Here is a 23,665-nt window from a genome sequence, read left to right as displayed (position 1 = left end):
ATATTTTCCCGCAGGGGAACCATCGGCACTGCCGAAAAATGCACCCGTTGTGTCCGGCCCGGCGCGCTGCCATGGACCTGATCGACTGTTCCTGTTCCGGAGTTTGCCCGCATGTGCGGTATCGTCGCCTTCGTCGCCGACCATTCCATCGCGGAGCGCACCGTCCGCGCGCTCGAGCAGCTCGAATATCGCGGCTATGATTCCTATGGTTTCGCGTTCGTCGTCGATTCCGGGCTGGAGATCGTGCGCGGCGTCGGCCCCCTGTCGGAACAGGCGCCGGCCCTGATCGCCGGTGGCCTGCCGACCGCCCATGCCGCGATCGCGCACACCCGCTGGGCGACGCATGGCAAGGTATCGGTGCCCAACGCGCATCCGCATCGCTCGTTCGACGGCAAGTTCGCGGTCGTCCACAACGGCGTCATCGACAATTATCTGGCGTTGCGGCGCGATCTGACCGCCACCGGCGTCGTCTTCGCCTCGGAAACCGATACGGAGGTGATCGCCCACCTCCTCGCGCGTCATTATGCCGACACCGCCGATCTGGACACCGCGCTGCATGCGACGCTCGCCGCGCTGTCGGGCGAATTCGGACTGGCGATCACCTGCACCGACCAGCCTGGGCTGCTCGTGGCGGCCCGCCGGATGAGCCCGATCGCGATCGGCATCGCCGGCGGCGCCGGCTATGTCTGTTCCGATCCGATCGCGGTCGCCGGGCAGGACGGCTGGATCGCCTATCTCGAAGAGGACGAGATCGCCTTCGTCACCGAGGATGCGGTCCGCATCGCCTCGTTCGCCACCCCCGACTTCCCGGTCCGCGAGGTTCAGAAGATCGCGCTGACCACCGTCGCGGAGGCATCCGAACTCGGCCGCTGGCCGCATTACATGATCAAGGAGATCAACGAGACCGCGGCATCGGTGCGGATGGTGGCGGGTATGCCGCGCAGCGCCTTCGCGCCCGCCGTCGCGCGGTTGGGCAAGGGGGATATCGCGCTGTGCGGCGCGGGCAGCTCGCACTATGTCTGCATGCTCGGCCAGTATTTCTTCCACCAGATCGCCGGCCGCCGCGCGATCTGCCATTCCGCCGACGAATTCATGAACCTCGCCCGGCTCGATGCCGACGCCACGCTGATCACCATTTCGCAGTCCGGCGAGACGTACGACACGCTGCGGGTGATGGAATATGCGCAAGCGGACGGCGCCGCACTGGTCGCGGTCAACAACGTCGCCGGCTCCACCGCGCAGCGCATGGCGGAATTCCCGATCCTGCAACAGGCCGGGCGCGAGGTGTGCGTGCTGTCGACCAAGTCGGTCGTCAGCCAGACCGCGATCGCCTGGCGCCTCGCCGCCGAACTGGCCGCCGGCCCCGATGGCGCCGACCTCACCGATCTCGCCACCCTCGCGACCCAGCTCGACGAGTTGGTACAGGGCATGTCGGATACGATCCGCGACGTCGCCGAACGCTATCGCTGGATCGAGCACTGGTTCTTCCTCGGACGCGGCCTCCACTGGCCGGTCGCCGCCGAATCGGCGCTGAAGTTCAAGGAGGTGTCGTACATCCATGCCGAGGCGATGCCCGCGGGCTTCCTGAAGCACGGCACCATCTCGCTGATCGATGAGAAGTTCTTCACCGTCGCCTTCATCCCGAACGCACAGACCGATCCGGAATCCTTCGCGCACGTCGTCTCCAGCCTGCACGAGATCGCGGCGCGCGGCGGCAACATCATCGGCTTCGGCCACGATCTGCCCGCCAGTTTCGCGGAAGGGTTGCTGGAGGCGTATGTCCAGCTGCCCAGCGTCTCGAAGTTCATGGACCCGGTGATCCAGATGGTCGCCGGTCAGCTCTTCGCCTATCATGGCGCGGTAAAGCTCGGCCGTAACATCGACCGCCCCCGCGCGCTGGCCAAGGCCGTCACCGTCCGCTGACGCTGTCCTACAGCGCCGCCTTGCGATAACCCTCGCCGATGGCCCCTTCCTGCGAAGGGGCGTCGGACGGGGCGGAGATGCGCGAGTGATGGCGGCAGGAGACAGGGGCAGGGCGATGACGGCCGTCATCGCCCTGCCCCTGTCGCTTTCGCACCCCTGTAGGATGCGACTTTCGTGACTTTCCGGTGTGACTTTCCGCGCGGCTTTCCGGCCTCAGGGGGTGGGCATCCGCCGCACCGGCGGCATCGCGTTGCAGATGTCCGCGCCCCCGGCCGGCACCACGAAGAACGGCGGCGTCCGGTTCTCCCGCGTCGCGATCCACGCGGTGAAGCGGGGATTGGCGGTCGCCCGGTACTGGTAGTGCGGCCGCTCCGCCGCCGGCAGGTCGCTCGCCAGCCGGACCGAGACGATCGCCGTCCGCTCGCCCTCCGTCTTGTAGAAGCCCAGATCGCCCGTGCCGCGCGGCAGCACCGACAGCCGCTCGATTCCCTCGATCACCCGGCCGACCACCGCGATGTTGCGGTCCAGCGCGCGCGGGGCATGGCCGATCGCCGTATACAGGTCGCCGCCGCTGCCCGTGCTGGGCGCCAGATCGCGCGCCACCCCGACCATGCCGTAGCAATGCGGCAGCCACGTCGCCGTGCCGCTCCCCGCCAGCGGCCAGCCATCGGCGCTGTAGCCCGCCCATTCGGCATAGGGATCGCGCCGCGTCAGCTTCGCGACCGGGGCCGCGCCACCCGTCCATTCATATTCGGCGGGCGGATTGGCGACGACGCCTTCGGGCAACGGTTTCTTCTCGGTCGCGTCGCCCCATTGCGCGACGTAATTGTCCTGCACCCGGTACACGCTGCCGCCGGCATCCCACCATCTGGCCGCGGCCAGCCGCCGGATGTTGCCGACATGCGCCGGCGCATATCCCGCCGCCAGCCGCACCGTCACCGTACCCCCGCCGGCCAGCGTCATCACCAGCACCTCGTCGTCGGGAATCGTCACCCAGTCGGCGGGCAACGGATCGGCGGGTTGAACCGTCACGGGCGCCGCCGGGGCGGCCGCCTGCATCGACAAAGCGAGAAGAAGGGCGATCATCCCGCGAACCTGCCCCAGCCCGCCCCTGCACGCAATCTCTTGCACCGACGCGCCCACCCGCCTAGGGGGCCTGTTCCAAGCATGCGGAGCGGTGGCCGAGTGGTCGAAGGCGCTCGCCTGGAAAGTGAGTATACGCCAAAAGCGTATCGAGGGTTCGAATCCCTCCCGCTCCGCCAAGTCCCTTTCCCAAGGGCAGTTCCACCGTCATCGGCCCTAAAGCCGGGCTACGCCCCTGGCGACCGGCCGCCGCCGATCCGCTGGCTGATGAAGTCGGCGTGCGACGGCATCCGCTGCGCGGCGAGCGCGGTCACATGGGCGATCCGGTCGAGGCGACCGGCGGCATCCGCCAGGGGCATCGTCGCGGCCAGCGGATCGTGGCCACGGGCGCACAACCCCTGTCCGTCCATCACGGCAAGCCAGCTCGTTCTGGTGAACAGTTCGTCCGCCTCGCGGAAAATCCGTCCTGTGGCGCGGTAGATACGGATCCGTTCGGCCAGCGTCTCCGGCACGGCCATCGTCCGCAGCCGGCGCCAATAGGCGGTGTCGTCGCGTTCGGTGGCATGGAAATGCAGGATCAGGAAATCGCGGATCGTCTCGAACTCGGCGGTCATCAGCCGGTTGTAGCGACGGGTGTCGGCCGGCTCGAACGCCCGCGTCGGCAGCATCTCCAGCAGTCGGGCGATGCCGGCCTGCACGAGGTGGATACTGGTCGATTCCAGCGGCTCCATGAATCCGCTCGCCAATCCCAGCGCCACGCAGTTGCCGACCCAGAACGCCTCGCGGCGCCCGGTGCGGAATCGCAGCAGCCGGGGTTCGGCCAATGCCTCGCCCTCCAGGTTGGCAAGCAGCGTGGCGATCGCCTCGTCGTCGGAAAGGTCGCCGGACGCATAGACATAGCCATTGCCGGTGCGATGCTGGAGGGGGATGCGCCACTGCCATCCGGCGGCGCGCGCGGTCGACCGGGTGAAGGGCGTCGGCGGCCCGTTGTTGGCGGAGGGCACCGCGACCGCCCGGTCGTTGGGCAGCCACGCGCTCCAGTCCTCGAACCCCGCGCCCAGCGCCTCGCCGATCAGCAGGCCGCGAAAGCCCGAACAGTCGATGAACAGGTCCGCGGCGATCCGCTCTCCCCCCGCCAGCACGACCGCCTCGATGAACCCGTCCGGCTCGCGGCGGATCACCTGCCCGACCCGCCCCTCGCGTCGCACCACTCCCGCCGCTTCGGCATGGCGGCGCAGATAACGGGCATAGAGGCCGGCATCGAAATGAAAGGCATAGCCGATATGCGACAGGGGCGAGTTGCCCCCGGGGACCGGCCGCATGAACCGGCCGCCGGCGGCGGCCGCCGCGCAGATCGAATAGGCGTCGAGCGGTTGCGCCTGCCCCGCCTGCCGCAGCCGATGCCACATGGCCTCGAACGGCACCGCGCCGGCATCGACGCCATAGGTGCCGAACGGATGGAAATAGCGGTGGCCGGGGCGCAGCCAGTCGACGAATTCGATGCCCAGCTTGAAGCTGCCCATGGTCTCGCGAACGAACTCGTCCTCGTCCAGCCCGAGCAGCGCGTTGAACGACTGGATCGGCGGGATCGTCGCCTCGCCGACCCCGATGGTGCCGATCTCTTCCGATTCGACGAGCGTGATCGCGATCCGCTGCGTGCCCAGCACGCGTGATAGCGCCGCCGCCGCCATCCAGCCGGCGGTGCCGCCGCCGACGATGGCGATGCTGCGCAACGGCCCGTCGCGGTTCATGCCGTCACCGCCCGGCCCGTTACCGCCCGGTCCGTCACCGCCCGGTCCGTCACCGCCCGGCATTGCAGGAACAGATTGCCCGTCAGCCGCCCCCGCCGCGGATCGGCGGCCGCTACCGGCGGCGTGCCGATCAGCCCGGAATGAAGCAGCCCCGCGCGGTACAGGATCAGCCGGTCCGGCCGTGCCGCGATCATGCCGATCCCCTCGAACAGGTCGTCGCCTGCCGCGACCGCATAGGCGGCTTCCGGTGGTGTCCGGACCAGTTCGGGATCAAGGGCGGCGCGGTAGGCGGCAAGGCGCGACGCGTCGATCGTCTCGTACCCGGTCGCCCGGTGGCGGAAAAAGCCCGTGCCGCCCGATCCGCCATCGCACAGGAAATGCACGGTGGCGAACTGGAGCGCGTCGGCGGTGTCGACATGCGGGATACGCTGCTCGACGGTCAGTTCGGCCGGTGGCGTCGTGACGAGCGAGAAATTGCCGCGCGCCCGCATGGGCGCGACGGGGCCAGTGTCGAAATGTGCTTCGATCAGCGGCAGGACCAACCGTACCATCGCATCGAGATACGTTGTCGGTGCCGGCCCCAACAGGCCGGGATAATGACTGCCCACCTCGCCTGCCGGCTGGAACCGCGTCCTTGCCGCCTGTTCGATCAGGGAAGCGACCGCACCGGTCACCCCGTCGACGATCACGACGGGCTGTCGTTCGGTGCCGACATGGATGACCTGCACGGTCGTATGATCGGCGGGCGGCAGGACAGTATCGATCATCGGGCCATCCCAAAAAAATGCCGACGCCAGGCGTAAGTCCTGCGCCGGCAGTCAGGGGGAGATCAATAGGTGGCGCGCAGCGATACGCCGAAGCGGCGGTCGTTGAGCTGATATTGCAGCGGCTGCGCCGGCGTGGTGATGTACGTAACATTCATCCGGTTGTTGAGGTTGACGACATCCGCCGACAGGGCGACGTGATCGTTCAGGTTCACGCTGATCGACGCATCCAGCGACGCATAGGGACGGGCATATTGCGCCACACCGTTCGCCCCTGCGCCGGTCGTCTGGTCGAGATAGCTGGACCGCCAGTTCCACGCCACGCGCGCGGTAAGCGGACCCTTTTCATAAAGACCGACCAGATTGTAACTGTGCTTGGACAGCTTCTCGAGCGGCAGCTGCTGCGGCAGCGACCCACCCGCGCTGGCGAAGGGGTTGGTGACGTTCGAGTCGACGAAGGTGTAGTTGGCCTGGACACCAAACCCACTCAACAGGCCCGGAAGGAAGTCGAAGAACTGCTGGTAGCCGATCTCGGCACCCTTGACCTCGCCATTACCCGAATTGAGCGACGTGCTGACGTCGTAGTCGCGTCCCTGGAACGACTGGACGAGGATACCACCGGCCAGGAACCCCTTTACCTTCTTGTAGAACACGCCACCGGTGAGCGACCCGGCCTTCGCGAAATACCATTCCGCCGTCAGGTCGAAATTGTCCGATTCGATCGGGTTCAGCTGGGGATTGCCCGAACTGGCGCTGGGCCGGCCCGTGACGGGATTGACCTGATTGGGATTGTTCAGGGTCAGGTTGGTCGAAAGCTGGTCGAAATTCGGACGCGCCAGCCCCTTCGAATAGGCGAAGCGCATCTGGAATTCGTCGGTCAGGCGCGCCCGCACGTTCACGCTGGGCAGGGCCCGCGTGTAGCTTTTGTCGATCGCCAACGGCGATGACGTGCCGTTCGCGTTGAACTGCGTTCCCCGCGATGTCAGGTCGGTCTTCACCACGCGGACGCCGATCCCGCCGTCGACGCGCACGCCGCCCGCCTCGAACGCATAATCTGCGATCGCCCAGCCAGTATAGGTCTTCTCCGTCTGGCTGTTCAGATCGCCGGCGGTGAAATTATCCTTCGTCTGCGCCCCGAACAACGCATACAGCGCCTTGGTCTGCGCCCATACGCCGTCACCGGCCGGAAATGCCGGGTAGAGGATGCCGCCGGTCACGCTGTTGCCATCGAACCAGTTCTTCGACGGCCCCGGCATGGACAGCTGCGGATTGCGTGACAGCGACGGCAGCAGGGCACCTGCCGGCACGTTGGACGCACCGGGCGCGTAATTTGCATAGAGGCCGACGCCGTTCCAGGTGCCACGCAGATCGATCGAGTTGTCCGAGAAACGGGCACCCGCGCGCAGCTTCTGCAGGAATCCGCCCTCGACGTCATACTCCAGGTCATAGGCGAGGGCGAGCGTGTCGGCATCGTTGCGCTGCAACGAGTCCGCGATGAACGGCGTGGTGTAGTTCGCCTGATTGGTCAGCAGCGCCTTGTTGCGCACGTCCCAGCGCGGGTATTTGCCCCGCAGATCGAAATCGACGATCGAGACGTTGGCCGCCGTCGTCGAATCCTGGCCCGTCCGCTGGTACAGCGACAGCACATGGCCGTTGCGGTCGGCATTATAATAACTATTCAGATATTGCGCATCGAACCGCATAGTCAGGCGGTCGGATGTCTTCCACTCCGCATTCAGCGTCAGGTTCTGGCTGGCGCTCCACAGTTCCTGGTCGAACCGGCCCGTCTCGAACAACTGACGCTGCAGCGTACCGGATGTCGCATAGCCTTCGCTGTTGAAGGTAAAGGCGGCGCCCGGCAGCGGATCAGCCGCATTCCGGTTGTTGATCGGGTAGTAATAGGCGCCGGTGCGGTTGAACCAGTATTTGGTGCCCTGATACTGTCCCGTTACCAGCAGGTTCTCGCCCGCCTGCCACTGTACGGCGGCAGCAATGCCGAAGCGACGACGATCGCCGCTGTCGTCGTAGACCTGGAAGCCCAGCGGTATCTGCGCATTGGCCGGCGCGCCGGCGATCGATCCCGCCACGATCGGTGCCTGCTGGTTGGCGAGCAGGCCGTCCTGACGATATTGGCTCTTGGAATAGACGGCGTTCACGAGGAAGCCGATCTCGCCGATCCCGGTGTCATAGCGGTTGCTGTAGAGACCGGAAACCGATCCCCCGAACTTGTCGGCACGGTCATAATGATTGCCGCGGGCGGTCAAACTGATGACCTGATCAGGCGTGTCGAACGGCCGGCGCGTGCGCAGATTCACCGCGCCGCCGACACCGCCTTCAATAATATTCGACGGTGCGTTCTTGTAAACGTCGATACCGGACAACAATTCCGGCGGAATACCTTCCAGATCGAAGGCGCGCCCACCCGATGCGGAATAAATGGCACGGCCGTCTAGGAAGTTCTGCACCTGCGTCAGGCCGCGAACAGTGACCGCGGGCGAAGTACGATGGTCGAAATCGGTGGCCCCCTCGCCGTACCGGCGCTGGATCTGGACACCGGTGATACGCTGAAGCGCTTCCGTCGTGTTGACGTCAGGCAGCTTGCCGATGTCCTGCGCATTCACCGAGTCGACGATCTGACTGGCATTGCGCTTCATTTCCTGCGCGGAATTGAGACTGGCGCGGACGCCAGTGACAATGATGTCGTCGTCGGCTTCGGGCTGCTGCGCCACCTGATCGGCGGTGATCGACCTGGTCGGACTGTCCTGCCCGGATGCCGGCACCGGTTGCCCCGCGGCAGGAACCGCCTGTTGCGCCGCCGCACCCGTTGCCATGACCAGCATCGTCGAAACCGACACCCCAGCCAGCAATCGCGCCATACGTATCATCGGTCATCCCCCCCTTTGGACGCGGCCCGATCTCGCATGGATCGTCACCGCCAATTGTCCGACCTGTTACGGGACAATAAAGCATCGCAGCAAGCAGTTTCGTATATTATATCAGCATAGCTGGCCTAAATAATCGGGTATCTCGCACCGGCCTCATTGCCGCAGCCAGGACAAATCGTTTCCTTTCCATGCGATCCAGAGCATGATGTTCGGAACATCAGAGAGGATATCCAGCGATATGGGGCGGAGCGCTGACAGCATCATGGCGACGATCGGAATGCCGATGACGTTACCGTCCGTGGCGCCAGACCCTCGCTATCTGGCCGGACCAGAGGATCGTCCGACGTTCACCGCAGATGCCGATCCCTCCCCCGTCTTCGCCATTCGCTTCAACGGCCGTCTCGGCATACGGGTGACCGGATGACCCGGTTCCCCCTGTTCGGGATAGCCGCCTTTCTGTGCTTCGTGCCCACCGCCGTGTCCGCCCGCAATCCAGTCCTGCCCCCACCAGCAACCGCCGTCGAGCCGACGGTCGCGATCACGATCACCCCGGAGATCGATCGTCCCGGCCCGGCGTTCGAGGGTTGGGGCACGGCACTAGCCTGGTTCGCCGATGTGACCGGCGGCTATCCCGATCCGGTCCGGCAAAAGCTGGCGGATCTGCTTTATGGCCGGAACGGCCTGGGCTTCACGATCGCCCGGTATAACATCGGCGGGGGCAACCGGGCAGGTACCCCGCCATATCTGCGGCCGGGCGGGGCAATCCCCGGCTTCTGGCGACAACCAGCGGGGGCGGTGGGCACCGATTGGTGGAATCCCGACCAGCCGGAGATGTGGGACTGGTCCGCCGACGCCCGGCAACGCTGGTGGCTGGATGCGATCGCCGCGCGGGTGAAGACGCCGATCCTGGAGGCATTTTCCAATTCGCCGCCATGGTTCATGACCGTCAGCGGTCGCGTGTCGGGGGCCGAAAAGGGCAAGGACGACAATCTCCGCCCCGGCCAGGAAGGGCGCTTCGCCACCTATCTGACCCGCGTGGTCGATCGTCTGCAGCGACAGCACCGCATCGTCTTTCGCACCCTGTCGCCGGTCAACGAGCCCAACACCGATTACTGGTTCGCCGCCAACCGGCAGGAAGGGTCGCACTGGTCACCCGCCCGGCAGGCGACGATGATCGACGCCACCGCCGCAGCGCTGCGGACGCAGCGGCTGGCGACGGTCGTGGCCGCGATGGACGAGACCAGTTCCGACCTGTTCCTGACCGACTGGGCGGCCTACCCGGCCGCGACGCGGGCGCGCATCGGGCAACTGAACGTGCACAGCTATGGCACGCTTCACCAGACCGGCGTGCGTGACGTCGCGCGGGCATCGGGCATCCCGCTGTGGATGTCCGAAAACGACACCCCCGGCGACAAGCTGCCGGAGGATTTCGACGATATCCGCCCCGCGCTGGCGCTGGCCGATCACATCGTCGCCGATCTGAAGCGGCTGGAACCGGTCGCCTGGGTCTTCTGGCAGGCGGTGGAGGATTTATCGGGGGGCGCACGGGGCACCGGATCGAACTGGGGCCTCATCAAGATGGACCTGCGGGCGCCTGCCACGGCACCCCACCCAATCCACCTCACGACCAGATACTGGGCCATGGCGAATTTCAGCCGGTCGATCCGGCCCGGCTACCGGCTGGTGCGGGTCGATGATCCCGATACGGTCGGCGCGGTGTCCGGCGACGGCCGCGATCTGGCGTTCGTCCACGTCAATGCCGGCATCTCGCCGCGACGGCTGACGGTGGCGGCACCGGGGTCATGGACGGCGACCACGACCGTCACGGCCACCGGACGTGACGCGGAAGCCGGCGCGCCCCAGCCTCCGACAGCCCGCCCCGCCATCATCGCGGCCCCGATGTCGATCACGACCATCCATCTGTCGAAACGGTGATGGACACGGCGCCCCGGCGTCCGGTCGCCTTTGGCGAAGGGCCGGCCCAGCGTAGCGTCAGGGCACGGAACGGGGGCAGCGGCATCGCATGATCCGCTGCCCCCTTCGGTCGATCAGGGACGGCGGATCGTCGTCGCTCGGCCGTCATAGACGGTCTGGGCGTCGTACCCGTTGCCGTCGGTCACCGGCTTGCCCGCCGCCGCCCATTTCACGCGGATGGTCCGCCGCGCGGGCATCCCCGACCATGCCTGCCCTTCCCGCGCGCCGAGCGTCACCGTGCCCGTCCGATCGTCATAGGCGATGGCGATGCGGCTGTACGCGCCCCGCTTGTAACCCAGGCTGGTGCCGTCGTCCTCGTACAGCGAGAAACGGCCATCGGCCCCGGGATAGACGACGATGGTCAGCGGTGCGGCGCGGTCGGCGTCGACATGCTGCATCACCGGCCCCATCGGCACGATCGCCCCGGCGCGCACGAACAGCGGCATGCGTTCGAACGGCGCCTTCACCGTCGCCCGGCCGCCGCCGCGATACGCCTGCCCGGTCGTGAAGTCGTACCAGTCGCGGGTGCCGGGGAAATAGACCTCGCGCTCGCGGGCGCGGTACTCGGTCACCGGCGCGACCAGGAAGGCATCGCCGAACAGATATTCGTCCGCCAGCCCGCGTGCGGCCCGATCCTGCGGGAAATCCGCCGCCAGCGGCCGGATGATGCTGCCGTCCCTGCCATAGGTGTCGGCGCCCAGCGTGTAGATATAGGGCATCAGGCGATAGCGCAGCTCGTCGTACCACACCATCGACGCCCGCATCGGCGACCCCGCCGGGCTGATCTCATAGATCTCGCGATAGGGATATTCGCCGTGGCTGCGGAACAGCGGGCTGAACGCACCGAACTGGAACCAGCGCAGATTGAGTTCGCGCCATTCGTCGAGATCGGCGGCGGTGGGCGTCTTGCTGGCGAACCGGTCCTCCAGCGCGAAGCCGCCGATATCGTGCGTCCAGTTGGGCAGGCCCGACATCGACGCATTGACCCCGGCCGAAATCTGGGCGCGCAGATCGTACCAGCGGCTGGCGACGTCCCCCGACCAGACCGCCGCGCCATAACGCTGAAGGCCGCCGAACCCCGAGCGGGTCAGCAGGAACGGCCGCACATCGGGCTTGAACGCCGTCCAGCCGTCATAGAAGGCCCGCGCGTTCATCAGCGGGAAGCTGTTGAAATACTGCGCCGCCGGGCCGATCGCGGTCGGCTTCATCGTGTCGATCCGCTCCGGGATCGACAGGTTGGAATGCATGTCCGGCTCGCTCGCATCGGCCCACCACGCATCGGTGCCCAGCGTCGCCAGCCGGTCCTCCACCTGCCGCCAGAAGATGCGGCGGCCGGCGGGATTATAGGGATCGTAGAAGGTGCTGGCATAGCCGGGGCCGACCCAGTCCTTGTTCCCCTGCTTCAGATTGCCCTGATAGACCGCGCCGGCCGCTGCCAGTTCCTTGTAATTGTCGGTGGTCGGATAGAATTTCGGCCAGACCGAAATCATGAAGTGCGCGTCCTTGGCATGGACCTGATCCACCATCGCCTTCGGATCGGCGAAACGCGCCGGATCGAAGCGATGGCTGCCCCATTCGGGATCACGCCAGTACCGCCAGTCGAGGACGATATTGTCGAGCGGGATGTTGAGCGACCGGTATTTGTCGACGACGCCCGTCACCTCCGCGGCGGTGTCGTAACGCTGGCGCGACTGCCAGAAACCGTAAGCCCATTTGGGCATCATCTCCGACTTGCCGGTCAGCTGGCGATAGCCCGCGATCGCGCCGTCGATGCTGCCGCCGGGGACGAACCAGTAATTCTTGGCCTGTGCCACCTCGCTGGTGAACCACAGCGAATGGCGGTCCGGCTCGGGCAGCGGATCGTTGTGCAGCAGCGCGATATAGCCCGCGTTCGGTTCCCATTCGATCCGGATCGCGGCCGTGCGCCCGGCGGTCAGCGCCACGTCGAAATTGGCGTACCAGGGGTTCCAGTTCTGGCGCCAGCGGTTCAGCACCTCGCGCCCGTCGACGAACACCTTGTAGTAGCTGGAACCGTAGAGCTGGAACTTGTGGTTGCCGGTCACGGTGGGGGTGACGTCGCCGGTCCACACCACCGTCTGCTTCTGCACCGCGTTGCCGGCGGTGTTCTGGCCGCCGGTCGCCGCCACCGTCTTCGCCTTGGCGGCGTCGGGCCATTTGGTCTGGTCGTTGATATACTGGTAGTCGATGGTCGGCTCCTGCCGGGTCACCACCTCCTTGCCGTCCAGATAGTAATGCGCGGTGAAGCCCGGCTTACCGCCGGAGGTGACCTTCATCCCCTTGCCGCCGCCCTCGCCCACCAGCGCATAGGGCCGGGGGTTGCCGAAGCGACTGATCGACTCGTTGTCCCACAACAGCCCGTAGCCACGCGTCGAGACGACGAAGGGCACCGCGATGTCCATATTGTGCTGCGCGAGTTCGACGTCCTCGCCGTTATAGTCCATCTGCGCGTTCTGGTGCTGACCAAGGCCATAGAGCCCCTCGTCGGTGCCGCGATTGAACTGCTGCGACACGGTGACGAACGCTTTGCCGTCGACGCGGGTCGGCGCGAAGGCGGGCGCCCCGGCCTCGTCCAGCAGCACCTGGCCCGCAGCGTCGAGGAACCGGACACGACCATCCGCCAGATCGATATCGGCGGTCGAGCGCGTCGCGGCGATCAGCACATGGCCCGCCCGTTCGGTGACGGTATAGGGTCCCGCTGCCGGGGCGGCTGGCACCATCAGGCTGGCGGCGGGCGGGCTGGCGGCAATGGAGCCAGCGCGGGGCGTCGCGACGACGTGGACGATGCCGTCGCCATGCACCGTCACCGCGACGCGCGACGCCGTTCCACCCGCCGGGGTGACCGCCACGCCGCCTTCGATCCGCTCGTATCGGCCGGTCTGTGCCCATGCCGGACCGGCGATGACGCTGCCGGTCAGCAACGCCGCGACTACCGCTTTCCTCATCATCCACTCCCTCGTCATCGATGGCGGCCCATCGCGATATGCCGCGATTGGGGCCGATCGATCGGATTGATACCGTAATCGGCCAGATCGCCGATGTACGGGACCGCCGTTCCGGCGCGCCCTTGACGGCATGTATGGCATGAACGATACCGCTAACACAACGGGAGTGGAGCGGATTGATGGCACTCGACAGGCGGCCTTGGCTGGACGCACTGCCCCATGACTGGCGCGACGGATCGTTCATCGGCCGCATCGCCACCCCCGATGGACCGTCCCCGATCATGCTGCGCGGCGGCGTCGCCCATGACATGGCCCGCGTCCGCCCGACCGTGGCGCATCTGATCGCCGATCGCGCGTTCGATGGCGGGACGCCGATCGATGCGGAGACGCTGGCGGGGTTCGACCTGCTCAGCCCGATCGACCTGCACTGCGTCAAGGCGGCCGGCGTCACCTTCGCGGTATCGGCACTGGAACGTGTGATCGAGGAGCGCGCGCGCGGCGATCATGGCCGCGCCGCGAGCCTGCGCGAGGGGCTGGAGCGCGCGCTGGGCGGCGATCTGCGCGGGGTCGTCCCCGGATCGGCGGAGGCGGACGCGCTGAAACAGCGGCTGATCGCCGAGGGAATGTGGTCGCAATATCTGGAAGTCGCGATCGGCCCCGATGCGGAGATCTTCACCAAGTCGCCGGTGCTGTCCACGGTCGGCTGGGGGGCACCTGTCGGTTTCCGTTCCGATTCCACCTGGAACAATCCCGAACCCGAAGTCGTCGTCGTCGCCGGCCCGGATGGCCGTGCGATCGGCGCGACGCTGGGCAACGACGTAAACCTGCGCGATTTCGAGGGCCGCTCCGCGTTGCTGCTGGGCAAGGCGAAGGACAACAACGCCTCCTGCTCGCTCGGGCCGTTGATCCGGCTGTTCGACGACAGCTTCACGATGGACGATGTTGCACGGGCGGAGATCGCGATGACGATCGAGGGCACCGACGGCTATCGCCTCGATGGGGCCAGCACGATGCGCGAGATCAGCCGCCATCCCGAAGAGCTGCTCCGTCAGGCGCTGAGCGAGCATCACTATCCCGACGGCCTCGTGCTGTTCTGCGGCACGTTGTTCGCGCCGACGCAGGACCGCGACGAGGCGGGACGCGGCTTCACCCACAAGGTCGGCGACGTGGTGACCATCGCGAGCGACCGGCTCGGCACGCTCGTCAACCCGGTCACCACCTCGCGCGATGCCCCCGTCTGGACGATGGGCATCGCCGGCCTGTTTCACAATCTCGCCATGCGCGGCCTGCTCGCGGCATGACCCTTCCGGACGATGCCATGCTGCAACAGACCAGACGCGCCACCCACGGATCGCACCGCCGCGCCGTCTACCCCAGTCTGGAGGACCGGCGCGTGATCGTCACCGGCGGCGCCTCCGGGATCGGCGGCGGGCTGGTCGAGGCGTTCGTGGCGCAGGGCGCGCGCGTGGGTTTCCTCGACATCCTCGACGGCGAGGCGGCGGCGCTGGTCGCGCGGACCGGCGACGGGGCGCGCCACATGCCGGTCTACCGGCACTGCGACCTCACCAGGCTGGACGATCTGGCCGCGGGCATGGCCGCGCTGGCGGACGAACTGGGCGGCGTCGACGTGCTGCTCAACAATGCCGCCAACGATGATCGCCACCGGATCGAGGACGTGACCCCCGCCTTCTGGGACGAGCGGATGAACGTCAACCTGCGCCACCTGTTCTTCGCGGCACAGGCGGTGGTGCCCGCGATGCGCGAGGCGGGTGGCGGCGCGATCGTCAATTTCGGGTCGATCAGCTGGCATCTCGCCCTGCCCGACCTGATCCTCTACCAGACCGCCAAGGCCGCGACCGAGGGGCTGACCCGCAGCCTCGCCCGCGATCTCGGCCGCGACGGCATCCGCGTCAACACGATCGTCCCCGGCAACGTCCAGACGCCCCGGCAGGAACGCTGGTACACGCCGGAGGGGGAGGCGGAGATCGTCGCCGCGCAATGTCTGGATGGGCGTATCCAGCCTGCCGATGTCGCCGCGCTGGCGCTGTTCCTCGCCTCGGACGACGCACGGATGTGCACCGCACACGAATATTGGGTGGATGCCGGCTGGCGCTGACCCCGCGCCCGCCGACCACCAACGAATCGGAGCGCCCCTCGAAGAGCGCCGCAAGGAGAGGATCATGGCCGTGGATGCCGATACCAACGATACCGGGCTCAATCGTGCGCTGATCGGCCGCATCGTCGCGGTGGCGACGATCGGCGGCTTCATGTTCGGCTATGACTCCGGAGTCATCAACGGCACGCAGAAGGGGCTGGAGGCGGCGTTCGATCTCGGCCGGCTCGGCATCGGCGTGAATGTCGGCGCGATCCTGGTCGGCTCGTCGATCGGCGCGTTCGGGGCGGGTCGCCTGTCCGACCGGATCGGGCGGCGGGGCACGATGATGGTCGCCGCGATCCTCTTCATCGTCTCCGCGCTGCTGGCGGGGGCGGCGGGATCGTCCGCGATCTTCATCCTCGCGCGCATCATCGGCGGGCTGGGGGTGGGCGCGGCCAGCGTCACCTCGCCCGTCTATATCTCCGAAGTCACCCCGGCGGCGGTGCGCGGACGATTGTCCAGCGTGCAGCAGGTGATGATCATCACCGGCCTGACCGGGGCGTTCGTCGCCAATTACGTGCTGGCCCGGTTCGCGGGCGGATCGATCGCGCCGCTGTGGCTCGACTATCCGGCCTGGCGGTGGATGTTCTGGCTGCAGGTGATCCCGGCCGCCCTCTATCTGGTCGCGCTGTACTTCATCCCGGAAAGCCCCCGCTATCTGGTGGTGAAGGGGCATGACGTCCGGGCGGAGGCGGTGCTGACCCGGCTGTTCGGCGCGGCGGCGGCGCGGCGCACGGTCGCCGATATCCGCGCCTCGCTGGCGGCGGACCATCACCGCCCGACGCTCGCCGACCTGATCGACCGGACGACGGGGCGGATCAGGCCGATCCTGTGGGTGGGCATCGGGCTGGCGGTGTTCCAGCAGCTCGTCGGCATCAACGTCGTCTTCTATTACGGCGCAACGCTTTGGGAAGCGGTGGGCTTCACCGAAAGCAACGCGCTCCAGATCAACATCCTGTCGGGGGTGCTGTCGATCGGCGCCTGCCTGCTGGCGATGGCGCTGATCGACCGGATCGGCCGCCGGCCGTTGCTGCTGGTCGGGTCGGCCGGCATGACGGTGACGCTGGCGGTGGTTGCCTGGGCGTTCTCCACCGCATTGCCGGACGGGGCCGGCGGCGTCGCCCTGCCCGGCCATTCGGGGCTGATCGCCCTGGTCGCGGCGAACCTGTACGTCGTGTTCTTCAACGTCAGCTGGGGCCCGGTGATGTGGGTGATGCTGGGCGAGATGTTCCCGACCCAGATCCGCGGCTCGGCGCTGGCGGTGTCGGGGTTCGCGCAGTGGATCGCGAACGCGGCGATCTCGGTCAGCTTCCCGGCGATGGCGGTGTCGCCGGGCCTCGCGGTCACCTATGTCTTCTATGCGGTGGCGGCGGCGCTGTCGTTCGTCTTCGTCCGCGCGGCCGTGGCCGAAACCCGCGGGCGCGAGCTGGAGGACATGGTGGGATAGGCACCGGCGCCGCTATCCCCGCTGCCGCACCCTGGGGCGCTGGCGGGGAGCGGCATCGGATTGCCGCCGGATCAGCGTATAGCCGAGCACCAGATGCTGCGGTTCGGCGCTGCCGCCGTTGCGCCGGTCGCGCAGCATTCCGGCCAGCAGTTCGACCCCCATCCGGCTCATCTCCGCGATCGGCTGGTGGATGGTGGTGAGTTCGGGCCAGATCGTCCGTGCGATCGCGCTGTCGTCGAAGCCGACGACGGTGAAATCCCCCGGCACGTCCAGCCCGCGGCGATGCGCCATCGCGACCGCTGCGGCGGCCATGTCGTCGTTGCTGGCGAACACGGCGGTCGGCGGATCATCGCGATCGAGCAGTTCCTCCGCCGCATCCAGCCCCGATCGATAGGTGAACAGACCGTGAGCCACCAGATCGGCATCGAATGCGATCCCCCGCCCCTCCAGCGCGGCGCGATAACCGGCCAATCGTTCGTCGCTGGCGGTCAGATTGGGGTTGCCGGTGATGAAGCCAATCCGCTGGTGCCCCAAGTCGAGCAGATGCTGCGTCATCTCGCGTGCCGCGGCCCGATCGTCGATCGACACCGCGCCGAATCCGGCCCGCGGATGGCTGGTCGCCACCACCACCGTCGGCACGCCGGCATCGCGCAGCAGATCCAGCACCAGCGGCGAATCGCAGAGCGGCGGCGGCAGGATAATGCCGTCGACGCCGCTGGCGATCAGGCGAGCGGCGACCTCGCGCTCATGATCGTCGAGTTCGCATTTCTGCACGATCAGCTGCGTGTCCGCCCGGCTCGCCTGTTCGAGGCTGCCGAGCAGGAATGCGCTGAGATAGGCGTCGGACGGATTGCTGAACAACAGACCGAGCCGCAGCTGCCCGGCCCCGGCAAGGCGGCGGGCGGAGCGGTTGGGGGCGTAGTTCAGTGCGGTGATCGCCGCCTGCACCGCCTCACGCGTGCTCGCCCGCACATTGCTTTCGGCGTTGATGACCCGCGACACCGTCATCGGCGATACCTGGGCGAGACGGGCGACGTCGGTGATCGTCGGCGCACCGGTTTGCCGGGAATTGCTGCGCCGTGGCTTGATGGGCTCCGTGGTCATGGCCGCACCGTATCACCGGACGAGGCAATGCAAAGCATTGTCGGACATTCCCGTCGCCCATGCCGGAACCGATGGCGTCCGGTCAGGACAGCCAGCCACCGGTGAACCCCGCCCGCGTCAGCCCGCGCCGGATATGCGGGTTGCGACGCATCACCTCCCACACGAAGCCGGTGCGATGGTTCTCGATCATCGTCACGATCGGCCCCTGATCGATGCCGAGATAGTCGCCATCGACCCAACCGATACCGGGAATGATCCGGCCATGCTGCAAGGGCTGCGGCGGTCGGGTGAGCGTGGGATTGAATGAATCGAGAAAACCGTATTGGCTGTAGATGCCGGCGCCGTAGCGCGCGTGCATCGCCGTGATCGCCGGCGTCACGATCTCGGGCGCGAAGGCGATCGAACCGAGCGCGGCGGTGGGGGCGATGGTGCCGTCGTCCCGCTCGCCCGGCCCACGCGCCGAATAGCTGAAATATTCGCGCGGGCGATCGCCGCCGGTGGTCGTGAAGTCGCCGGGACCGTCGCAAGCGGTCAGTCCCCAGCCATCCGCGCCATATCCCGCCCAGCCACCGGGATTGGCGATCGCATAGGCACGCTGGCGATAGGTCGCACGGCGGCTGTTCTCGAAATAATCGATGCCTTTGGTAGCGATGTAGGGGTCGCGGATATCGCGGAAATCGATCCAGACATGGCTGTACTGATGGCCGAACATCGGCGCGAAATGCAGGTGGGGCATATCGCCCTCCGCCGTCCAGCTCGCCTCGAACCGGTCGGTCAGCGCGGGCCATGTCTCCGGCGGCAACGGGTGGGTCGGCGATGCGAGCGCGAGGACGTAGAGGATCATCCCCTCGTTGTAGATGTTCCAGTCGCTACGGATGAACCCGGTTTCGGGATGCCAGCCCATCGATACGAAGGGCGGCCTCGGCACGATCCATGTCCAGTCGACCGCACGGTACAACTGCTCCGCCAGCGCCCGGATGCGGACTTCGTCCGGGTGGTCGCCATCATAGAAACTCTGCGCGAACAGCACGCCGCCCAGCAGCAGCGCGGTATCGATCGTCGACAGTTCGCACCGCGCGAAACGATGTCCCCTGGTCACGCCCAGGAAGTGATAGAAGAATCCCTTGTACCCGCTCGCCCCGATCGGCTCCGGCCCCTGCGGCGCATCGGCGAAGAAACCGAGCGTGGCGAGCGTGCGTGCGCGTGCCGCCTCGCGCGTCACCCAGCCGTGGCGGACGCCGATCGGATAGGCGGTCAGCGCGAAGCCGACCGCCGCGATCGAGGCGAATGACGGCGTCGGCCAGCGATCCATCGTCAGCCCGGTGGCAGGGTCGGTGGTATCCCAGAAGAAACGGAACGCGCGTTCCTGAATATCGGTGAGCAGGTCGGGCGTGGCCGCGCCGTCCGCCGCCCGGCGGCCGGGCGTCGTGCAGCCGGTCGCGAGGCCGGCCAACACCATGCCGGTCGTCCCCAGGAACTGACGTCGATCGAACAAGGCATATCCTTCGCGCAGATGTCCGGCCGGTGCGTCCGCCGACGGGCGCACCGGCCGGCGGGGATCAGAACCGATAACCGACGCGGAACTGAACGCGCCGGGGCAGCGTCAGCAAGCTGGTACCGATCCGTGGTTCGTCGAGCGGGTCGGTAACCTGCCCGGTCGCCGGGTTGATCCGGTTGTTCACGGACCCGTCGAAGCCGGAGAAGTTGCGGCTGTTGAACGCGTTGAGCAGGTCGACCGCGACCTCCAGCTGGCCGCCGAGAATCTTTGGCTTGTTGGCCAGCGTCAGGTTGACCTCGCAAAAGGCGAAGACACCCTTGATGCAATTCTTGCGCGGATAATCGGCGAAGAACTGACGCTGCCCGGGATCGGCGCCTGCGGTGGTGTCGGTGACCAGAAACGCCTCGCCGCTGCCCAGGGTACTGAGCGTGGAGAACTGGAAGCCGAGCGGCAGGTCGACGATGCCCGAGACGACGACGCGGTGACGTTCGTCGCCGTTGCGCGGTCGCCAGCCATAGGCATCGGGCGTCACCTCATCGAGGCTGAACAGGTCGCCACCGTTCTGCTCGCCCTTCGACAGGGTATACGCGATGTTCAGGCCCCAGCCCGAACTTTCGGTATAGTTCTTGTCGAGCTGGACGAATAGTGCCTTGTACCGGGTGTCGAGCCCGTCGAACCCGACCAGCGCGTTCGCATAGCCGAGCGCCCGCAGGCGCGCGGTCAGCGCGGAATCGATCGGTCCGAACCCGCCATTGCCGCGGGTGGCGAAGATGTTGGTATAGCCGTTGCGCCCGCGTTGGTACGACCCGGTCACCGATGCCTGGAAGATGCCGAGCGTCTGGCGCAGGCCGATGCTGAACTGGTCGTTGACCGGTGGCTTCGTATCGTTCTTCACCGCAAACAGTTCGGGCAGGCCGCTGGTCGAGCGCGCACGCAGGTCCAGCAGCCCTTCGCGCGTCAGATAACGCGGGTCCCAGATCGTGGTGGGCTGACCGTTGCGGTCCAGCCCGTCGCGCGAAAAGCGGAAGACGCCGACCGGATTGACGGTGCGCGACACCTCGTCGACCGTGTTGTTGAAGTTGTTGCGATCGTAATAACGGCCGTAACCGCCGAACAGCACTGTCGTCCCGTCGTCCTTGAAGTCGTAGGAAAAGCCGAAGCGTGGGGCGATCGCCTTGGCATAGGGTTTACGGTTGCGGCCGTTGGCGATGTAGTTTTCGGGATTGAAATAGGGCGTGGCCGGCAATGAACGCAGCGCCGTAGCGGCCGCGGCAGAGGTGACGAACTCGTTGTTGTTGCCGTTCGTCTCGTAATCCCAGCGGACGCCCAGGTTGAACTGCAACCGGTCGGTCAGGTCCCAGTCGTCCTGCGCGTACAGCCCGATCTGCGTGTTCGATCCACGCACCCGGCCATTGCCCAGCCCCAGTAGCGCCTCTGCGGGAAAACTGAAATCGGTGCGATTGTCGATATTGATCTGAAAATTATAGCGCGGCTGCAGGTAGGAAAGGTTGGAGAATTCGATATCGGTGATCTCGACCCGGCCGCCGAATTTCAGCGCATGGTTGTCGAACCCGCTATAGGTGAAATCGTCACGCAGCGTGTAGCCCGTCTGCACTTCGCGCCGGGTCGAGTCCTTGCCCCCGAAGATGATGACGCCACCATAATCGAACGTCGCCAGATCGGGATTGAGCGAGACCGGATTGAAGGTGTAGTTCAGATAGTTCGCATTGAATTCGTTGATGAAGTTGTCACCGCGATAGGTCCATTTATACAAATAGGTATTGACGCGGTTGATCTTGTTCTCCGCATTCTCGAACGACACGAGGCCCCCGAAATTCTGGATGTCGGTTTCCTCGCGCCGGCTGAACGACAGGTCGAAGGTCTGGCGATCGTCGGGCGTCAGCGTCAGCTTGCCGAAGTAGAAATCGCCACGGAACGGACTGACGAAATTGCCTTCGAATTCGCTGAGGCGGCGTCCCGAATTCGCCTCGAACGCGGCGATCTGATTGGCGGAGGCGGTGCTGTCGACGGACAGTGCGCGATCCTGATCGTTGCCTTCATAGGCCGCGAAGAAGAACAGCCTGTCCTTGATGATCGGGCCGCCCAGCGACACGCCATATTGCTTGCGTTCGAACGCCGGCTTCACACGGTTGTTGATGCGATCGAGATAGTTGGTCTCGGTCAGGCTGCGATCGGTGTACTGGCCGAACGCCTCGCCATGGAATTCGTTGGTGCCCGACTTGGTGACCGAGGTGATGATCGCCGAACCGGCCTGCTCGTATTCCGCCTTGTAGTTCTGGGTCAGGACCCGGAACTCCTGCACGGCGAGCTGGCCGAACGGATTGCCGCGGCTGTTCTGCTGGCCGGCGACGCCGCCTTCGCGCAGCTTGTTCTTCAGCGACACGCCGTCGACGAATACGTTGACCTGTGCCGCCGTCGCGGCGCCCGACTGGAAACTGCGGCCATCCTCGCGGTCGTTGTAGCGGACGCCCGGCGCCAGCGCGGCGAAAGACAGGAAGTTGCGGTCGGTCTGCGGCAACGTGCGCAACTGTTCCTGCGTCACGTTGGTCGCGATCTCGCTGGTGCGGGTTTCGACGAGGCGCGATCCGGTGACGACGATCTCGTCGCCGGTGCCGGTCGCGGTGCCACCGACCACGGTATCGCCCTCGGCCGGCGCGGTGCCGGGCGTCGCGCCCGAAGCCGCACCGGGTGCAGCGCGCAATATGGCGTCGAGCGAGGCGGACTGGCCGATGCCGACCGTCACCTGCTGCTCGAAGCTCCCGGCCGCCGCCGTGACGGTGATGGTATAGGCGGTCGGCCGCAGCCCGGTGAGCACATAGCGGCCCGATGCGTCGCTGGTCGTGCGCAATGTCTGGCCGGTGGCGGTGCTGAGCGCCACGATCGTGGCGCCCGCCACCGGCGCTCCGGCGGCATCGCGAATCTGGCCCCGGATCGTGGCGGTGGTGGTCTGCGCGGCCGCTGGTGCGATCGCGACGATGCCCATGGCGGCGATCGCCGTTCCGGCCAGCAGTGCCCCCGATATCATCCTGTGCGTCATCATTCTGTCTCCCCTGCATGTCCCGTTGACCGGGATGTTTGTAATTCCGGCATCATGTCGTCTCGCGGACGATCAGCATCGGCGCGCGCAATTCCATCGTGGTATCCGTCGCCCCGTCAATCTGCGCCGCCAGCCGAGTGACGGCGCGCATCCCGATCGCCACGATGTCGACGCGCATCGTCGTCAGCGCCGGCGAGATCAGTCGTGCGATCGGAATATCGTCGAACCCCGCCACCGCGATGTCACCCGGCACCGCCAGCCCCGCCTGACGTAACGCCAGCAGCGCGCCGATCGCCATCATGTCGTTGGCCGCGAAGATCGCATCGGCGCCGCGCCGGTCGGCAAGCAATTGCCGGACCGCGGCAACCCCCGATTCCTCCAGGAAGTCGCCTTGCAGCACGCGCCCGGTCACGCCCGGATGCGCCGCGATCGCGGTTTCGAACCCCAGCCGCCGCGCGGTCGCTTCGCTATTGCCCGCCGCGCCTGCAATGTGGACGATAGAGCGGCGACCGGTGGCGATCAGATGCGCGGTCATCGCCTGCGCCGCCGCGGCATTGTCGACGCGCATCTCCGCACGGCGTTCGTGATGCGGCGCGCAGTTGACCAGCACTGCGGGGATGCCGGCGGGCAGATGCGCGAACAGCCGGTCGGGATCGACATGCGGCGCCATCACCACCAGCCCGTCAACCCGCCCCCGCATCGTGTGCAGCGCCTCGATCCCCAGCACGGGGTCGTCGTGCATGTTCGACAGCAACAGCTGCAGGCCACGTGCCGACGCCTCACGGTCCATGCCCCGCATGATCTCGGAGAAGAACTCGCCATGCAGGTCGGGTAGTACCACCCCGATCGCTCCGGTCCGCGCCAGGCTGAGATTGCGGGCACCGGCATGGGGAACATAGCCGAGTGCCGCCGCAGCCGCCCGCACCCTTGCCTTCACCGCTGGCCCGACATTGTCATGCCCGTTCAGCACGCGCGACACGGACGCCACCGATACGGCGGCCTCACGCGCGACATCGCGGATCGTGGCATGGGACATCGGCCGTCGCATCCTCTCGCAACC

At 66.7% G+C, this 23,665-nt stretch carries 15 protein-coding genes and 1 tRNA gene; 7 read left to right on the top strand and 9 right to left on the bottom strand.

Features of this window, described 5'->3' with window-relative positions; genetic code table 11:
• The first annotated feature begins 111 nt into the window (after nucleotides 1-111).
• The gene (glmS, locus tag ABD719_RS02190) at nucleotides 112-1,923 is read left to right on the top strand and encodes a glutamine--fructose-6-phosphate transaminase (isomerizing) (RefSeq protein WP_344691724.1); all 1,812 of its coding nucleotides are present in this window, start codon (nucleotides 112-114) and stop codon (nucleotides 1,921-1,923) included.
• A gap of 213 nt (nucleotides 1,924-2,136) precedes the next feature.
• On the opposite strand, the gene ABD719_RS02185 is transcribed toward glmS, so the two are convergent.
• Nucleotides 2,137-3,009, bottom strand: coding sequence for a peptidylprolyl isomerase (locus tag ABD719_RS02185; RefSeq protein WP_344691722.1), 873 nt, complete (start codon nucleotides 3,007-3,009; stop codon nucleotides 2,137-2,139).
• An 85-nt stretch (nucleotides 3,010-3,094) separates the two neighbouring features.
• Between ABD719_RS02185 and ABD719_RS02180 the strand changes: the two genes are divergently transcribed.
• Nucleotides 3,095-3,185 (top strand) — tRNA-Ser (locus ABD719_RS02180).
• Between the two features lie 48 nt (nucleotides 3,186-3,233).
• Here the strand turns inward: ABD719_RS02180 and ABD719_RS02175 are convergent.
• The 3 genes from ABD719_RS02175 to ABD719_RS02165 form a co-directional block, all read right to left on the bottom strand.
• Nucleotides 3,234-4,757 (bottom strand): tryptophan halogenase family protein, encoded by a 1,524-nt coding sequence (locus ABD719_RS02175; protein WP_344691721.1) that lies wholly within the window; start codon nucleotides 4,755-4,757, stop codon nucleotides 3,234-3,236.
• Nucleotides 4,754-5,524 carry a DUF6445 family protein gene (locus tag ABD719_RS02170; RefSeq protein WP_344691720.1) on the bottom strand — a complete coding sequence of 257 codons (771 nt, stop codon included), beginning with the start codon at nucleotides 5,522-5,524 and terminating at the stop codon, nucleotides 4,754-4,756. The genes ABD719_RS02175 and ABD719_RS02170 overlap by 4 nt, the downstream gene beginning before the upstream one ends.
• 62 nt (nucleotides 5,525-5,586) lie before the next feature.
• Nucleotides 5,587-8,406: a TonB-dependent receptor gene (locus ABD719_RS02165; protein WP_344691719.1), complete on the bottom strand. Its 2,820-nt coding sequence runs from the start codon at nucleotides 8,404-8,406 to the stop codon at nucleotides 5,587-5,589.
• 283 nt (nucleotides 8,407-8,689) lie between these two features.
• Between ABD719_RS02165 and ABD719_RS02160 the strand changes: the two genes are divergently transcribed.
• Complete coding sequence (locus ABD719_RS02160; protein ID WP_344691718.1) at nucleotides 8,690-8,830, top strand: hypothetical protein; 141 nt, start codon at nucleotides 8,690-8,692, stop codon at nucleotides 8,828-8,830.
• The gene (locus ABD719_RS02155; protein ID WP_344691717.1) at nucleotides 8,827-10,341 is read left to right on the top strand and encodes a glycoside hydrolase; all 1,515 of its coding nucleotides are present in this window, start codon (nucleotides 8,827-8,829) and stop codon (nucleotides 10,339-10,341) included. Before ABD719_RS02160 ends, ABD719_RS02155 begins: the two co-directional genes overlap by 4 nt.
• 113 nt (nucleotides 10,342-10,454) lie before the next feature.
• Here ABD719_RS02155 and ABD719_RS02150 read toward each other — a convergent pair whose 3' ends face one another.
• Complete coding sequence (locus ABD719_RS02150) at nucleotides 10,455-13,343, bottom strand: glycoside hydrolase family 31 protein (RefSeq protein WP_344691716.1); 2,889 nt, start codon at nucleotides 13,341-13,343, stop codon at nucleotides 10,455-10,457.
• Between the two features lie 179 nt (nucleotides 13,344-13,522).
• On the opposite strand from ABD719_RS02150, the gene ABD719_RS02145 reads away from it, so the two are divergent.
• The 3 genes from ABD719_RS02145 to ABD719_RS02135 all read left to right on the top strand — a co-directional run bounded on the left by ABD719_RS02145 (nucleotide 13,523) and on the right by ABD719_RS02135 (nucleotide 16,945).
• Complete coding sequence (locus tag ABD719_RS02145; protein ID WP_344691715.1) at nucleotides 13,523-14,644, top strand: fumarylacetoacetate hydrolase family protein; 1,122 nt, start codon at nucleotides 13,523-13,525, stop codon at nucleotides 14,642-14,644.
• Between the two features lie 17 nt (nucleotides 14,645-14,661).
• Complete coding sequence (gene xylB / locus ABD719_RS02140) at nucleotides 14,662-15,459, top strand: D-xylose 1-dehydrogenase (RefSeq protein WP_344691953.1); 798 nt, start codon at nucleotides 14,662-14,664, stop codon at nucleotides 15,457-15,459.
• A gap of 64 nt (nucleotides 15,460-15,523) precedes the next feature.
• Entirely contained in the window at nucleotides 15,524-16,945 is a 1,422-nt protein-coding gene (locus ABD719_RS02135) for a sugar porter family MFS transporter (protein ID WP_344691714.1), read from the top strand.
• A gap of 12 nt (nucleotides 16,946-16,957) precedes the next feature.
• Here ABD719_RS02135 and ABD719_RS02130 read toward each other — a convergent pair whose 3' ends face one another.
• The 4 genes from ABD719_RS02130 to ABD719_RS02115 all read right to left on the bottom strand — a co-directional run bounded on the left by ABD719_RS02130 (nucleotide 16,958) and on the right by ABD719_RS02115 (nucleotide 23,641).
• A complete protein-coding gene (locus ABD719_RS02130) occupies nucleotides 16,958-18,049 on the bottom strand; it encodes a LacI family DNA-binding transcriptional regulator (protein WP_344691713.1) in 1,092 nt (363 codons plus the stop codon).
• A gap of 82 nt (nucleotides 18,050-18,131) precedes the next feature.
• Entirely contained in the window at nucleotides 18,132-19,544 is a 1,413-nt protein-coding gene (locus ABD719_RS02125; protein WP_344691712.1) for a glucoamylase family protein, read from the bottom strand.
• A gap of 64 nt (nucleotides 19,545-19,608) precedes the next feature.
• Nucleotides 19,609-22,608: a TonB-dependent receptor gene (locus ABD719_RS02120; protein WP_344691711.1), complete on the bottom strand. Its 3,000-nt coding sequence runs from the start codon at nucleotides 22,606-22,608 to the stop codon at nucleotides 19,609-19,611.
• 49 nt (nucleotides 22,609-22,657) lie between these two features.
• Nucleotides 22,658-23,641, bottom strand: a complete 984-nt coding sequence (locus ABD719_RS02115; protein WP_344691710.1) for a LacI family DNA-binding transcriptional regulator — start codon at nucleotides 23,639-23,641, stop codon at nucleotides 22,658-22,660.
• Between the last annotated feature and the right edge of the window lie 24 nt (nucleotides 23,642-23,665).

The organism is Sphingomonas cynarae (assembly GCF_039537815.1).
In the GTDB taxonomy this organism is placed as follows: Bacteria; Pseudomonadota; Alphaproteobacteria; order Sphingomonadales; family Sphingomonadaceae; genus Sphingomonas; species Sphingomonas cynarae.
Note: the sequence above shows the minus strand (reverse complement) of the source record. Positions and strands in the feature narration are given on the sequence as shown.